The 11,868-nt window shown below is 29.8% G+C and carries 12 protein-coding genes; all 12 read left to right on the top strand.

The window, feature by feature from the left end; all coding sequences use genetic code 11:
• Positions 1 to 3 precede the first annotated feature (3 nt).
• The 12 genes from KGF36_RS08640 (at position 4) to KGF36_RS08585 (ending at position 11,866) form a co-directional block, all read left to right on the top strand.
• The gene (locus tag KGF36_RS08640) at positions 4 to 204 is read left to right on the top strand and encodes a PLD nuclease N-terminal domain-containing protein (protein ID WP_227827720.1); all 201 of its coding nucleotides are present in this window, start codon (positions 4 to 6) and stop codon (positions 202 to 204) included.
• On the top strand, positions 201 to 1,121 hold the full coding sequence (locus KGF36_RS08635; RefSeq protein WP_413894764.1) for an ATP-binding cassette domain-containing protein: 921 nt from the start codon (positions 201 to 203) through the stop codon (positions 1,119 to 1,121). The genes KGF36_RS08640 and KGF36_RS08635 overlap by 4 nt, the downstream gene beginning before the upstream one ends.
• The gene (locus KGF36_RS08630) at positions 1,118 to 1,876 is read left to right on the top strand and encodes an ABC transporter permease subunit (RefSeq protein ID WP_227827718.1); all 759 of its coding nucleotides are present in this window, start codon (positions 1,118 to 1,120) and stop codon (positions 1,874 to 1,876) included. Before KGF36_RS08635 ends, KGF36_RS08630 begins: the two co-directional genes overlap by 4 nt.
• Before the next feature lie 404 nt (positions 1,877 to 2,280).
• On the top strand, positions 2,281 to 3,354 hold the full coding sequence (locus KGF36_RS08625) for a DUF362 domain-containing protein (RefSeq protein WP_227827717.1): 1,074 nt from the start codon (positions 2,281 to 2,283) through the stop codon (positions 3,352 to 3,354).
• Between the two features lie 68 nt (positions 3,355 to 3,422).
• The gene (locus KGF36_RS08620) at positions 3,423 to 3,686 is read left to right on the top strand and encodes a hypothetical protein (protein WP_227827716.1); all 264 of its coding nucleotides are present in this window, start codon (positions 3,423 to 3,425) and stop codon (positions 3,684 to 3,686) included.
• A 196-nt stretch (positions 3,687 to 3,882) separates the two neighbouring features.
• On the top strand, positions 3,883 to 4,860 hold the full coding sequence (gene bioB / locus KGF36_RS08615) for a biotin synthase BioB (protein ID WP_227854678.1): 978 nt from the start codon (positions 3,883 to 3,885) through the stop codon (positions 4,858 to 4,860).
• 219 nt (positions 4,861 to 5,079) lie between these two features.
• The gene (locus KGF36_RS08610) at positions 5,080 to 6,102 is read left to right on the top strand and encodes a LacI family DNA-binding transcriptional regulator (protein ID WP_227827714.1); all 1,023 of its coding nucleotides are present in this window, start codon (positions 5,080 to 5,082) and stop codon (positions 6,100 to 6,102) included.
• A gap of 41 nt (positions 6,103 to 6,143) precedes the next feature.
• Positions 6,144 to 7,037 carry a ribokinase gene (gene rbsK, locus KGF36_RS08605; protein ID WP_227827713.1) on the top strand — a complete coding sequence of 298 codons (894 nt, stop codon included), beginning with the start codon at positions 6,144 to 6,146 and terminating at the stop codon, positions 7,035 to 7,037.
• A gap of 47 nt (positions 7,038 to 7,084) precedes the next feature.
• Positions 7,085 to 8,041, top strand: coding sequence for a substrate-binding domain-containing protein (locus tag KGF36_RS08600; RefSeq protein ID WP_227827712.1), 957 nt, complete (start codon positions 7,085 to 7,087; stop codon positions 8,039 to 8,041).
• A gap of 50 nt (positions 8,042 to 8,091) precedes the next feature.
• Positions 8,092 to 9,603 carry a sugar ABC transporter ATP-binding protein gene (locus KGF36_RS08595; protein ID WP_227827711.1) on the top strand — a complete coding sequence of 504 codons (1,512 nt, stop codon included), beginning with the start codon at positions 8,092 to 8,094 and terminating at the stop codon, positions 9,601 to 9,603.
• Positions 9,587 to 10,585, top strand: coding sequence for an ABC transporter permease (locus tag KGF36_RS08590; RefSeq protein WP_227827710.1), 999 nt, complete (start codon positions 9,587 to 9,589; stop codon positions 10,583 to 10,585). The genes KGF36_RS08595 and KGF36_RS08590 overlap by 17 nt, the downstream gene beginning before the upstream one ends.
• An 18-nt stretch (positions 10,586 to 10,603) precedes the next feature.
• Positions 10,604 to 11,866 carry a M20 family metallopeptidase gene (locus KGF36_RS08585; RefSeq protein ID WP_227827709.1) on the top strand — a complete coding sequence of 421 codons (1,263 nt, stop codon included), beginning with the start codon at positions 10,604 to 10,606 and terminating at the stop codon, positions 11,864 to 11,866.
• Positions 11,867 to 11,868 lie beyond the last annotated feature (2 nt).

Below are 11,868 nucleotides of genomic sequence, written 5' to 3'. Positions count from 1 at the left end.
ATTATGGAAAATTTAATGGAATATCTACCGCTTTTGCTTCCTGTTATTATTTTAAATTTAATACTTGTAATTACTGCACTTATTCATATAATAAAACATCCAAATTATAAAATTGGTAATAAGGCAATATGGATTCTTTTAGTATTATTTATAAGTATAATAGGCCCAATTTTATATTTCACTATAGGAAGAGGTGATGAATGATGAATATTGTTTCAATAAATGGGTTATCAAAAAGTTTTGGTAATCGAAAGATAATAGATAATCTAAATCTTACTGTACCAGAAGGGTCAGTTTTTGGATTTGTAGGTAAGAATGGTGCAGGCAAGACTACAACAATGAAAATGGTGCTTGGGTTACTTGAAACAGATAGTGGAACTATAAATGTTTGTGGTGAGAAAGTGATCTATGGAAGAATAAGTTCTAACCGCCATGTAGGTTATCTACCCGATGTTCCAGAGTTTTATAACTATATGAGACCACTTGAATATCTTTCTCTTTGTGGAGAAATTACAGGGCTTTCAAAACAAGAAATAAAGTTAAGAAGTGAAGAGTTGTTGTCACTTGTAGGACTTGGAAATGAAAAGAAACGAATAGGTGGATTTTCTCGTGGAATGAAGCAACGTCTTGGGATAGCTCAAGCATTACTTTCACGCCCTAAATTACTTATTTGTGATGAACCAACAAGCGCACTTGACCCTGTTGGTAGAAAAGAAATATTAGATATTATGCTTAAAATCAAAGACTCAACAACCGTAATATTTTCAACACATATACTGTCTGATGTTGAAAGAATTTGTGACCATGTTGCCATATTAAATAAAGGAAGCATTGCTCTTAGTGGTACACTTTCAGAAATAAAAAGTATGCACGGAAAAGATAGACTTTTATTGGAGTTTTCAAGTAATGATGAAATCCAAGCATTTAAATCTAGTAGTAGTATTAGATCCTTACTTAAAGATTCAGAAGAGACTAATATGGAAATTATTTTCCATGGTAAAGATATAAAATCAATACAACAAACAGTCATATCTACACTTGCAGAAATGAATCTTTGTCCAATAAAGATGGAATTAATAGAATTGTCACTTGAAAATTTATTTTTGGAGGTAGTAAAGTGAGAGAATACATAGCATTTACAAAAAAAGAATTTGTAGAGAACATAAGAAATTATAAATTATTTAGTCTGATTACTTTATTTTTAATATTAGGTATAAGTAGCCCTCTTTCTGCAAAATTTATGCCAGACTTGATTGCCCATTTTGCGCCAACTTTAAAAGTTACTGCTGCACCAACTGCTTTAGATTCTTGGACACAATTTTCTAGCAATATCTCTGGTCTTGGCATGAGTTTAACTCTAATTATTTTTTGTAATATTTTATCGAACGAATATTCCAAAGGAACACTTGTTATTATGCTGACTAAAGGATTGTCACGTTCGTCTGTAGTATTGTCTAAATTTTCTATTGCAATAATTATTATGACCATTGGTTTCTGGCTGAGCTTTTTATGTACTTATGGTTATACAATGTATTTTTGGCCAACTGCAAATCTTAATCATGTTGTATTTTCAGCATTTAACTTATGGATAATTGGTATTATGTATATTACTATATTAATTCTTGGATGTGTACTATTTAGACCAGCATTTGCAAGTGTATTACTTGTATTAGTAGCAACTATTGTTTTGAGTTTAATTTCTATTCCTAAACAGGTTGCACCTTATACGCCTAATTTTATATTATCAAAAAATATAGATTTGATTTCAGGTAAAGTGACAGCTCCAGAATTTATTATTCCAATCATTGTAACAATCATTATTTCAATAGTGTGTCTGTTATCAGCTGTTATTTTATTTAATAAAAAACCAGTTTAATGATATCTTTATTATAAATATAAATAGCACTGTATTGTGTGAAAATATACTTAGTAATGTATAAGAATATATCTAAGTAAAAAAGATTTGAACTTAAGTTTCAAGTCTTTTTTTGTTTTAGTCGTACTCATTATGTTTTATAATAATTAAATTATTACCTTAAGGAACTGTTTAAAAATAAAAAAGGAGATAGATTATAATCTAGTGATTATCAGTTATTTAAGATATGCTATAAGTATATAGAGCCTAAACTAGTAAAGAGTTAAAACAATGTAGTAAGGAGTTAAAATAATATTGTTTTTATTAAATAAAGATAAGAATCTTTAATTGTGGTAAAATATACTAAAAAATTACTTTAAAAGTGATAAAATTAATTCAAGTAAATATTTTAAAGGGGTGTAGATATGGAAAAGTCAAAAGTATATTTTTGTGACTTATACTCAAATTCGCAAAATAAAAATGTGCCAAACAATGTAAGAAGATTATTTGATACAGCAGGATTCAAAGATTTAATAGAAAAGAATGACCAAGTAGCAATCAAACTTCACTTTGGAGAAAAAGGAAATACTACATATATGAGTCCTGTAGCAGTTAGACAAGTGGTTGATAAGATTAAAGATTGCGAAGGAAAGCCATTTTTAACAGATACAAATACATTATATACAGGGAGTAGAACAAATTCTGTAGACCATCTTACAACAGCTATAGAAAATGGTTTTGCCTATGCAGTGGTAAATGCGCCAGTAATAATTGCAGATGGATTGTACAGTAGAAATTATGAAAATGTACAAATAGATAAAAAACATTTTGAAAGTGTAAAAATAGGTGGCGAAATTTATAATTCTTCTGCAATGATAGTAATGAGCCATTTTAAAGGTCATGAAGCAGCAGGTTTTGGAGGAGCATTAAAAAATTTAGCTATGGGGTGCGCAAGTGCAGCAGGAAAGCAAATGCAACATTCTGATGTTACTCCTGGAGTAAATGAAAAGAAGTGTATAGGATGTGGAAAATGTGTTAATTCTTGCCCAACAAAAGCTATAAGTATAGTAGATAAGAAGGCAGTAATAGACTCTGATGTATGCTATGGTTGTGGGGAATGTCCGACTGTCTGTCCAACTAGGGCAGTAACTATACAGTGGGAAAGTGACTCAGATGTATTTGTTGAAAAAATGGCAGAATACGCTTATGGAGCAGTATCAAATAAAAAAGATAAGGTTGGGTATATAACTTTTGTTATGAATGTGACTCCACTTTGTGATTGTGTACCTTGGTCAGGTAGACCGATTGCACATGATATAGGAATATTAGCATCAACAGACCCTGTAGCCATTGAGCAAGCATGCTATGATTTGGTTTGTAAGGAAATGGGTCATGATGTGTTCAAACATGAGCATCCTCATGTAAATGGAACTAGAATAATAGACTATGCATGTGAAATGGGAATGGGAAGTAAAGAATATGAATTAATAAAATTATAAGAATAGATAGACTTAAATGCATATAATGATGTAAGAGGAATTTAAAAGTATCAAAGGAGTATGCATTTATGAAAATTTACTATGAAAAGGAAAATAGCAAGAAAGCAAATGTAAACAATATTCCAAGTGTATTTGCATTTAATTTTCTAAGAAATTTTTTAACAAGTAAAGAATATGAAGAAACTAGAAAAGAATATTTTATAAATAATCTAACAAAGAGTCAAGTTAATCAAGCTATGAAAGATTTAAAGTGGCTTTTTAGAGAGTATGAAGGCTTAGAGATTATTACAATGGAAAGCTTGGATGGAGTAAAAACAAGGATAGTTTTGTAAATTATTAAAAATACTGCTTTAATAATGATATGTATAATATAATTTGTTATACTAATGTCATTTTAAAGCAGTATTTTTTATTTTTAAATAGTAAACCTATATCTAAAATAAAGTTGACCATTAAATAGGAAATATGTAATACTATATATAATAAGTAAACTATGAAAGTTAAAAAGGTTGACTAATAGGAGGGCATATGAAAGAATACATAATCAAATTAAAAAATAAAGTTTTAAATGGAAAAGAAATAAGTTATAAAGAAGCTTTTAGTTTAATAAATATTGATACAAATAATAAACATGATTTTGATATTTTATTAGAAGCAGCAAATGAAATAAGAGAATTTTTTATGGGTAACAAGGCAGATTTATGTACAATAGTAAATGCAAAATCTGGGAAATGCAGTGAAGATTGTAAGTTTTGTGCTCAGTCATCTCATTATAAAACTGGTATTGATGAATATTCATTACTCAATTATGACATGATTTTAAATAGGGCTAAAGAAATGGAAAGTAAAGGAGTCCATAGATTTTCTTTAGTTACAAGTGGGAAAGGAATGACAGGGGATGAGTTTAATAATATTTTACATATTTATGAAGGTTTAAGAGAGAATACCAGTCTAAAATTGTGTGCATCTTTGGGGATTATAGATTATAATCAAGCTGAAAAATTAAAAGAAGTAGGAGTATCTACATATCATCATAATGTTGAGACATCTAAGGATAATTTTGAAAGCATATGTACAACACATACATATGAAGAAAGAATAAAAACCATCAAAGAAGCTAAAAGAGCAGGTCTAGATGTATGTGTTGGTGGAATAATTGGAATGAATGAGAGTAAAGAACAAAGACTGAAGATGGCATTTGAAATAAAAGAGTTAAATGTGAAGTCATTTCCAATAAATATTTTAAATCCAATTGAGAATACTCCAATGGAAAATTATGATGTATTAGAACCAATGGAAATATTGAAAACAACAGCAGTATTTAGATTTATAATTCCTAATATATATATAAGATATGCTGGTGGAAGATTGTCCTTAAAAGGATATGATAAGGTAGGATTTAATGGGGGCGTAAATTCTGCAATTGTCGGTGATTATTTAACAACTGTAGGAAATAGTATTGAAAATGATAAAAAAATGATTGAAGAACAAGGCTTTAAAATTTAATAGAAATTGCTTAAATTAATTAATCTACTTTTTAAAAATTAAAAAAGTAGATTAATTTTTTTTGGAAATCAGCTAATGTGCTAAATTTAAATTAATAGTTAGAAATATTTTGAAAAATAAGAAAAATATCAAAATTTGTATAAAGTAGTTGCAAAGCGAAAAAAGATGTGATAGTATCTAGGTAACCGGTTAAGTAAAACGGTTTCCTAAATTGTGGGGGTGAACTTCTTGAGTATAACTATAAAAGAGATTGGCGAATTGGCTGGTGTTTCCAAAACAACTGTGTCAAAAGTCATTAACAATAAAGATGAAAATATAAGTCAAGCAACAAGAGAAAAGATTTTAAAAATAATGAAGGAAAAAAATTATGTTCCAAATAAATTGGCACAAAGTTTAGTGACTAAAAGAACAAATACAATAGGACTTCTTATACCAGATATACGAAATCCATTTTTCACAGACGTATCAAGAGGTGTTGAAGATAAAGCTAATGAGGAAGGCTATAATATAATTTTATGTAATACAGATGAAGATGCCAAAAAGGAATATGAAGGGATAAGAACATTATCAGAAAGAATGATAGATGGAATTATCTTTGCAGCATCGTCAAATACAAACTGGAAAGAGGCAAATTACAAAGATATAAAAATACCAACAGTATTAATCGATAAGAAAATAAGTATGAATAAAGAAACCTTAAAAGGTATAGTCAAAATAAATAACTTTGAGGGTGCATATATAGCTACAAAACATTTATTGGATATTGGACATAAGAAAATAATATACTTAAGTGGTCCACTTCAAAATGAAATAGCAATAGATAGATTAGAAGGATATAAAAAAGCTTTAACTGAGTATAATTTAGATTACAATTCTAATTATGTATTTGAAGGAAAATATAAGATTGAATGGGGGCAAGAATTTATAAAAACTTTAGAAGAGATAGCTTTTAATGCGATATTTTGTGCAAATGATTTGATTGCAATAGGTGTTATCAGAGGTCTTCAAGAAAGAGGATTAAATATACCAAACGATGTAAGTGTTGTGGGATTTGATGATATTCAAACTTCTAGTTTAATAAGTCCTCCACTTACAACAGTACGACAACCATCTTATGATATAGGATATAAAGCCAGTGAAATATTAATAAATTGTCTAAGAGGAGATAAGAAAGAATCCTTTGATGAATTAATTTTCAAACCAGAACTAGTGATAAGAGCTTCAACGAAAGAAAGTAATTAACAGTAAGAAAGGCATAAATAGATATGTAAAGGAGTAATGTAATGGGAAACATAGTTGTCATAGGAAGTGTAAATATGGACATGGTATGTTCTGTAGATAAAAGACCAGAAAAAGGAGAAACAATACTAGGTAATAGTTTTTTTACATCACCTGGGGGAAAAGGTGCTAACCAAGCAGTTTCAGCATCTAAGTTAGGTGCAAATGTAAAAATGATATCTTGTATAGGGGAAGATAGCTTAGGCGAAGAATTGATACGAAATTTTAAAGAGAATAAAGTTGATTATAATTTGATAGCTAGAAATAATCAAAAAAGTTCTGGTGTTGCTGTTATAACACTATGTGAAAATGATAATAGTATTGTTGTTGTGCCAGGAACAAATGAGCTAGTAGATATAAATTTAATTAAAAAGAATGAAGAAGAGATAAAGAATGCAGATATAGTATTACTACAGTTAGAGATTCCAATAGAAACAATAAATTATGTGGTAAATTTCTGTTTTGAAAATAAGATAAAGATTTTATTAAATCCAGCACCAGCAATAAGATTAGATGAAGATATAATAGAAAAAGTAACTTATTTAACACCAAATGAACATGAATATAAGATAGTTTTTGACACAGAGGAAAGTATAGAAGAAGTATTAAAAAAACATCCAAATAAACTTGTAATAACAGAAGGAAAAAATGGAGCTAGATTTTATGATGGCAAAGAAGTAAAACATGTGTCTTGTATAAATGTTGATGTTCAAGATACTACAGGGGCAGGAGATACTTTTAATGGAGCATTGTCAGTAGCTATAACAGAAGGCAAAGACTTATATACAGCGGTAGGGTATGCTGTAGTAGTGTCAGGACTCTCTGTAACAAAATTAGGTGCTCAATCTGGAATGCCTTATAGGGAAGATGTTGAAAAATATTTAGATATTAATAAATAAAAATTAAAATTGTTCAAATCTAAAACTATTAAAAATGGAGGGTAATTATGAGAAAAATTTTATCTTTAGGAATTGTTGCAACACTAGCAGTAGGAATGTTAACAGGATGTTCAATGGATGGACCAAGTAAATCAGAAAAGAAGGATAGTTCAGCTAAGAAAGATTTAACTATAGGAGTATCTACAATAACTCTTCAACATCAATTTTTTATAGACATTGACGAAGGGATAAAAGAAAAAGCTAAAGAACTAGGTGTAAAAGTCATAGTAAATGACCCAGACCAAGATGTAGCTAAACAAACATCAGCTATAGAAGATTTTATACAACAAGATGTAGATGGAATGATAGTACTTGGAACAGACAACTCAGCTATAGTACCAGCTGTAGAAGGAGCATTTGAAAAAATGCCTGTAGTTACAGTAGATGCTGTATTAAATACTGAAAATATTACAAGTTATGTTGGAACAGTTAGTTATGATGCTGGTAAAAAATTAGGCGAATACACTAAAAAGTACATAGATGAAAACTTAGGTGGGAAATCAGAAATTGCAATAGTAACAGATTTAAAATCTCAAATACAAATGCAAAGAATAGATGGATTTAAAGAAGCATTAAAAGGTTCAGCTAATGTTAAAATATTAAACTCACAACCAGGATATGATAGAGAAGAATCTCTTAATACTGTAGAAAACTTAGTTCAATCTAATCCAAATGTAGATATAATATATGCAACAGCTGAAAATAGTGTGTTAGGAGCTAAAGCTGCACTTGAATCTGCAAAAAATAAGGATGTTAAGATTGTAGGATTTGATTTAACTGATGAAGCAGCAACTGGAATAACAGATGGAACTGTTCTTGCTATGATTCAGCAACAACCTAAAGAAATGGGACGTTTGGCAGTAGAAGCAGTAGTAAAGGCTATAAAAGGTGAAAAAGTAGAGAAAAATATACCAGTACCAGCTTTACTTTATGATAAAGAAAATATAAAAGACTTTAAGAATTAATAAAAAATAAGATTATTTAAAAGAAATCCTATCTAAAAAGGAGTGTCATTATGAGTAATATAATTCTAAAGTTAAGTAATATTGCTAAGGAATTTCCTGGAGTTAGGGCGTTAGATAATGTTAATTTTGAGTTATTTCATGGCGAAATTCATGCACTACTGGGTGAAAATGGTGCTGGTAAATCAACAATGATAAAGATTTTAACTGGTGCACATGCAAAGACTTCTGGTAAATTTATTTTTGAGGGAAAAGAAATAGAAAATATATCACCGGATATTTCTAAAAAAATAGGTATAAATGCCATATATCAAGAATTAACAGTATTTGATGAATTGACAGTAGCACAAAATATTTTTATGGGAAAAGAAATAAGTGGCAAGGTCTTAACTAATGATAAAAAAATGAATGAAGAATCTAAAAAGATTTTTGACAATATGGGAATAGATATAAATCCAAGTAGCTTAGTAAAAGAACTTAGTATAGCTCAAAAGCAAATGGTTGAAATCGCAAGAGTTTTATCATCAGAAACTAAGGTCTTAATAATGGATGAGCCAACATCTTCAATAAGTAAAAAAGAAACTGAGATACTTTTTAGACTTATAAATGATTTAAAGAGTAGTGGAGTTAGTATAATATATATTTCTCATAGAATGGAAGAACTTTTTGAGATTTGTGACAGAATAACTATAATGCGAGATGGGAAAACGATTTCGACTTTGAATACCAAAGAAGTATCATCTGAGGAAGAATTAGTTAATTTAATGATAGATAGAAAATTAGACCAATTTTTCCCTAAAAGAAAAGTAGAAATCAAAGAAGAAATTATGAGGGTAGAAAATCTAACTAAAAACAATGTTTTTAATAATGTCAGTTTTAACATAAGAAAAGGCGAAATCTTAGGAATAGGTGGACTAGTTGGAAGCAAGAGAAGTGAAATCGTAGAAGCTATATTTGGACTTAGAACATATAACTCTGGGAAAATATATTTAAATAATAAAGAAATTAAATTCAAAACACCATCAGATGCAATTGAAAATGGTTTAGGGTTGATAACAGAAGATAGAAAAGGTACTGGATTATTTTTACAGATGAGTGTCAAAGAAAATACAACTATGGCGGGATTAAAGAAAGTATCTAAATTTAAATCAGTTATAGACAGAAAAAAAGAAAAAGAAGTTTTAGAAAAATACATAGAAGCTTTAAAAATAAAGACTCCACATATGAATCAGGTTATACAGAGTTTAAGTGGTGGTAACCAACAAAAAGCTATAATAGCCAGATGGCTTTTATTACAACCAGACATATTAATTATGGATGAACCAACTAGAGGTATAGATGTAAATGCTAAAGCAGAGATATACAATCTAATGGGTGACTTGGTAGAGGATGGTGTAAGTATCATAATGATATCTTCAGAGATACCAGAATTGATATCAATGAGTGACAGAATAATGGTTATGAGAGAGGGTAATATAAGTGGCTTTTTAGAAGGTGAAGAAATGGTTGAAAATAATGTATTAAAATTGGCTTTTGGAGGTAAAATTAATGAGTTCAATAACTAAGCATAAAGAGAATACTTCATCTCCATTATTATCAAAATTAACAAGTGTATTTAAAGACCAGGGGAGTGCAGCTATAGGACTTGTAATAATTTTTATAATAATGAGTGTAGCTTCATCTAATTTTTTAACTTTAGATAATTTAATTAATGTTGGAAGACAAATATCAATAAATGCAATTCTTGCAGTAGGGATGACTTTTGTAATAATTACAGGAGGAATAGACTTAAGTGTAGGAGCAGTAATTGCTTTAGTAGGTACATTCTGGGCTACAACAGTAGTAAATTATAATGCACCCATATGGGTAGGCATGCTACTTGCATTAGCAATTGGAACAATACTAGGTGTCATAAAAGGTGCAATTATTTCAACACAAAAACTACCACCATTTATCGTAACTTTAGCTATGTTGACGATAATAAGTGGAGCAAGTTTTGTGTTTACAGGAGGGAGACCTATATCAGTAAACACAGATGCATTTAAGATGCTGGGTAGAGGATATGTTGGACCAATACCAATACCAGTTATAATTATGATTATAGTTGTAATAGCAGGACATTTTCTCTTAAAAAGAACTGATTTTGGACGCCATGTACATGCTGTAGGTGGGAATGAAGAAGCAGCTAGACTATGTGGAGTAAAGGTAAATAAAGTTATAGTTAAAGTGTATGCCTTAGCTGGACTATTAACAGCCTTAGCTGGAATAATATTATCTTCACGTTTAGCGTCAGGTTCACCAACTGTTGGAGATGGAGCAGAATTGGATGCTATAGCAGCAGTTGTGCTTGGAGGTACTAATATGATGGGTGGTTCTGGTTCTATAGTAGGTACATGTATAGGTGTTGGAATAATAGGAATATTGGGAAATGGATTAAACCTATTGAGTGTATCTTCATATAATCAGATGATTATAAAAGGTTTGGTAATGTTATTTGCTATATGGATAAATAACATAAAATTAAAAAAGTCAGCTAAAGCAAAATAATAAATCTTGGGAGGAAATATGAAAAAAATTCTCTTAGATACATTAAATAGCAACAAACAAGAATATATAGATTATTTAAAAGAACTTGTAAGTATCAAAACCGAAGATGTAGGTCATGGAATACTAGGTGGATTTGAAAAGGAAGGTCAAGAATATATTGAAAAACTTGCAAATTCCATAGGGTTTAGTGTAAATAGACAAGAAATGAGCGAAGATTTAATTAAAAAGGCAAAAGACATATATAAAGAAGGCAATCTAGGTCACAATTATGATGATAGATATAATTTAATATGTAAGTACAGTGATAATTTGCCTGGTAAGACAATAGTTTTTAATGGTCATGTAGATACTATGCCACCTGGTGATATAAAAAAGTGGAGATATAATCCATATTGTGCTACAGAAGATAAAGGCAAGCTTTATGGACTTGGAACTGCAGATATGAAATCTGGCCTAATAGCCTCAATATTAGCTGTAAAACTTATAAAAGATAGTGGATTAAATATACCTGGCAATATAAAGGTAATGTCAGTGGTAGATGAAGAAGGCGGAGGAAATGGAACTATAAATGCAGTTATGAATGGCATTGATGGAGACTATTGTGTAATTTGTGAACCATCAGAGAAGGACATAATAATTGCACATATGGGATTTGTATTCTTTGAGGTTGAAGTTAAAGGTGTATCTCTCCACTGTGGAAGCAAGTGGGAAGGTGTAAACGCTATAGAAAAAGCGATGTTATTACTTCAAGATATAAAAGAGTTAGAACATAATTGGCTTATGAAATATAAACATGCTTTATTACCTCCACCTACAATAAATCTAGGTTTAATAAATGGTGGAACAGCAGGTTCTACTGTACCAGATAAGTGTGTATTTAATTTATGTGTACATTTCTTGCCAAATACAATGAGTTATGAGCAAGTTGTAGACGATATAACTAAGGTTATAATGACAAGAGCTGATGGAGATTTATGGCTTAAAGATAATAAACCAGAGATAAACATATATCAATCAGGATTAGGTTTTGAGATGGACAAGCAATCTGAATTTATAGTTAATACTCAAAAGATATTAGAAGAAACCTTAGAAAGAAAGTTAAATATAAAAGGGTCAACAGCTGGAAATGATGCGAGACTGATGAAAAACTTAGCTAAAATTCCAACATTAATATTAGGTCCAGGTTCAATAGAACAATGTCATGCGATAGATGAGTATGTTGAAATTCAAGAGTATTTAGACAGTATACTTATGTATGCCAGTCTAATATTAAACTTATAAAA

The sequence above is a fragment of the Clostridioides sp. ZZV14-6009 genome, from assembly GCF_020658095.1.
GTDB lineage: Bacteria > Bacillota > Clostridia > Peptostreptococcales > Peptostreptococcaceae > Clostridioides.
Note: the sequence above shows the minus strand (reverse complement) of the source record. Positions and strands in the feature narration are given on the sequence as shown.

Bases quoted from the DNA above. Each gene is read 5' to 3' on its own strand.
- KGF36_RS08590 (WP_227827710.1), top strand. From the start codon at position 9,587: ATGAGTTCAATAACTAAGCATAAAGAGAATACTTCATCTCCATTATTA.
- KGF36_RS08635 (WP_413894764.1), top strand. From the start codon at position 201: ATGATGAATATTGTTTCAATAAATGGGTTATCAAAAAGTTTTGGTAAT.
- KGF36_RS08600 (WP_227827712.1), top strand. From the start codon at position 7,085: ATGAGAAAAATTTTATCTTTAGGAATTGTTGCAACACTAGCAGTAGGA.
- KGF36_RS08620 (WP_227827716.1), top strand. From the start codon at position 3,423: ATGAAAATTTACTATGAAAAGGAAAATAGCAAGAAAGCAAATGTAAAC.
- KGF36_RS08595 (WP_227827711.1), top strand. From the start codon at position 8,092: ATGAGTAATATAATTCTAAAGTTAAGTAATATTGCTAAGGAATTTCCT.
- KGF36_RS08585 (WP_227827709.1), top strand. From the start codon at position 10,604: ATGAAAAAAATTCTCTTAGATACATTAAATAGCAACAAACAAGAATAT.
- rbsK (WP_227827713.1), top strand. From the start codon at position 6,144: ATGGGAAACATAGTTGTCATAGGAAGTGTAAATATGGACATGGTATGT.
- KGF36_RS08640 (WP_227827720.1), top strand. From the start codon at position 4: ATGGAAAATTTAATGGAATATCTACCGCTTTTGCTTCCTGTTATTATT.
- KGF36_RS08625 (WP_227827717.1), top strand. From the start codon at position 2,281: ATGGAAAAGTCAAAAGTATATTTTTGTGACTTATACTCAAATTCGCAA.
- bioB (WP_227854678.1), top strand. From the start codon at position 3,883: ATGAAAGAATACATAATCAAATTAAAAAATAAAGTTTTAAATGGAAAA.